The following is a 2,500-nucleotide window of genomic DNA, read 5'->3' as shown; positions in this document are numbered from 1 at the left end:
AGCGTGAGCAGTTCAGAGGCAATCGGCAAACTGAAGGAAACCTGTAGCGGCTTGCAATTCATGAGTGAGTCCGACTACCCATTTGAGGTGTTTGCTTGGGAAGGACAGGCTGGAGAATCTTTGACTCCCGAAAAACTAGCTCAAGCAACTGGACACCCAGCAGATGCCCTAGTGAAGGTGATAACTTTGTCAGATTTCTTCAGGTCTGCCACTGAGGAGCAGGACTGGTTCGGCCCCGAAGAGAAGGAGAGCGCTGCTAAATTCAAAAATCTAGAGAGCACGATCACCAGCACCCTGAACGACGTGAAGGTTTATCGGGTTGGGCAAATCGAGATTGATGTTTACATCATCGGCACCTGCGGCAATGACTGCGTTGGACTTTCCACCAAAGTCATTGAAACCTGATTACTGACTATCAACATTGGCTTCAATTACCTGCTGCACCGATTGCGGCACGTTGCTCAAAAAGTCATACTGGGTCTTCGCTTCAATTTGGTCCACCGAGGTTTTGAAAGACTGCCAGCTATTCCTCTTAATCCCCTGTCGATTTGGCATCTCCACTGCAATGACTCGCGTATTGCTAGTGATGCCTTTCATTCCGGCACCTGGCTTGTCGAGCACCACAATTACCTTCCACGTGCTGGCTGGAACCACAACCTTGCCTGTTGCCAGCGTGGTCATTGTACCTTTGCTACCCGTACCACCTTGGCCCCTGCCTCCAGCGATGATGTAAAGCTCTTTACCCTGCCTGACTAAATCTCGGCAATACTCTTCCAACGCCACCCACGGCCCCTGATTATTGTCTGGCGCTTGGGGAATGATGTTGGTCATCAAAAAGGTGGCAGAGTTTGCCTCAACTGTTCCGCCTCGATCTTCCGATGACGTGAGATGGCCGCGGTCGAAACCACTGTTTGTATAGTCTCTGGGAGTCACCCGATACCAACCCGTTGGAAGTTGGGGGTCTGGGCGAAAGTTGTTCTGCCTCTCTGCCTCTCCCAGCCACTTGGAATTTAGTTGCCAGCTCACCCAGTTGGGAGTGCCTTTGCTGCGGTTGTAGGACAGGGCATACTGGGGCTTCAGCATCAAGTAGTTATCTGCTTGAGCAACATCGGCCACAGCATTACTAGGATTGCCTAGCCGTAAATGAACACTTCTAGAAGTCGGTGGCGAGGGTGAAGGGATCGGAGTTGGCGCTGGAACTGAAGGTGGACTTTCAATGGGAGGAGCGATCGCGCATCCAGCTAAGGCCAACAACAGCCCGATTAAGCACACGAAAAATTTGATGGGCACGTCACGCCTCCCAAAAGCTGCACCTTCTCAATATCTTATGGGCTTTCTAGAAACTCCAGAAAAGATGGCAAAACCTTTAACGCTTTGCTGTACGGCTCTAATACAAGCTTGAGCGTTAGAGATTTGCTAGTTTGGTGCTACTTCATCGAAGAATTGCAATGGCCCAACTATCAAGGCGTTTATTTTCTATTGCTCCTCGACTTCTCCTTGCTGGCGTCATTGCTGGGTCCTATTGTTGCGTTGCTTATATGACGCTCCGTTTGCTCGCTGCCCCCTATCTACTGAATACCCGTAGTGCCATCCCAACTTATGCTGGATTTTACCTTTGGTATCCGAGTTTTACCGGGAAGGTGTCCAACCTCCGTTGCTTAACCAACGGGCTAGGTATAGACAGCTATAAATACTACTGTCGCTTTAAAGCGAAACCACCAAATGTTGAGCAGTTTGTTAGGGAGTGGGGATTGTCCCCTAATTACATTGAAGAGTGCGACGATTCAAGTATGGCAACTATAGAGAAGTTACCCTCCTGGTGGAGACCTTCAGATCTTAAGGTTGTAGGAAAATGCTATGTCAGGTTTAGTAATGACTTTTATGCGTTGTTATACTCCCCAACCCAAGAACTCGTTTACCTATGGGAGGCTGACTAGTTCAGCGCCTTAAGTAGTGTTTTGGAATTATCGTGATAAGGAGTTTCAATGCTCAGATCTTGCACCAAGGCTTGAAAGGTGAGAGAAAGGGCGTGGAACCAATAGATTGCAAGAACCATGGACATTCTTGCCCACGCTCAAGAACTAATCTATCACTTGCTCGATGGGATGCCGACTCCCTACCAGCGTCAAAGCCTCCAAGCTTTGTTGGCGTTGTTTCTTAGAGCCCAGGGTGCTCCTCTGCCAGAACACAGTCTAATAAAGTCCCTCAGCGCTCTCAGCCGCTTCCTCAACGTCTATCGCTGGTCAGCGCGGGAAGTGATTCGTCGTCTACGCAGGGCTGTGCGTCAGAAACTCCAGCAGTATCCTCCTCGCGGTCAGCGACCGCATCTGCAAGTGATTGTGGATTTGACGACACTGGAGAAACGAGGCAAGTTCAAAGCCTTTGAGCAGTTAGTCTCTGTCTTTCCCGGTAAACGAGGAGTGCATCTGGTCATGCTGTATCTCGTGGTTGGGCCTTGGCGCATTCCTTGGAGCTTTCGAGTGTACCGGGGCAAGGACAC

The 2,500-nt window shown here is 49.9% G+C and carries 2 protein-coding genes and 1 pseudogene; 2 read left to right on the top strand and 1 reads right to left on the bottom strand.

All coding sequences use genetic code 11. The features are described 5' to 3' along the window. A partial coding sequence (locus NDA01_RS31765) for a nuclease A inhibitor family protein (protein ID WP_348231197.1) occupies positions 1–405 on the top strand: 405 nt, incomplete at its 5' end. Here the strand turns inward: NDA01_RS31765 and NDA01_RS31760 are convergent. Beyond that, positions 406–1,290 (bottom strand): DNA/RNA non-specific endonuclease, encoded by an 885-nt coding sequence (locus NDA01_RS31760; protein WP_348231196.1) that lies wholly within the window; start codon positions 1,288–1,290, stop codon positions 406–408. A 764-nt stretch (positions 1,291–2,054) separates the two neighbouring features. Here NDA01_RS31760 and NDA01_RS31755 point away from each other — a divergent pair. After that, a pseudogene (locus NDA01_RS31755) lies at positions 2,055–2,500 on the top strand (IS701 family transposase); the annotation flags it as partial.

Origin of the sequence: Trichocoleus desertorum AS-A10, from assembly GCF_039962155.1 — a bacterium.
In the GTDB taxonomy this organism is placed as follows: Bacteria; Cyanobacteriota; Cyanobacteriia; order FACHB-46; family FACHB-46; genus Trichocoleus.
This window is presented reverse-complemented; position numbering and strand designations above follow the sequence as displayed.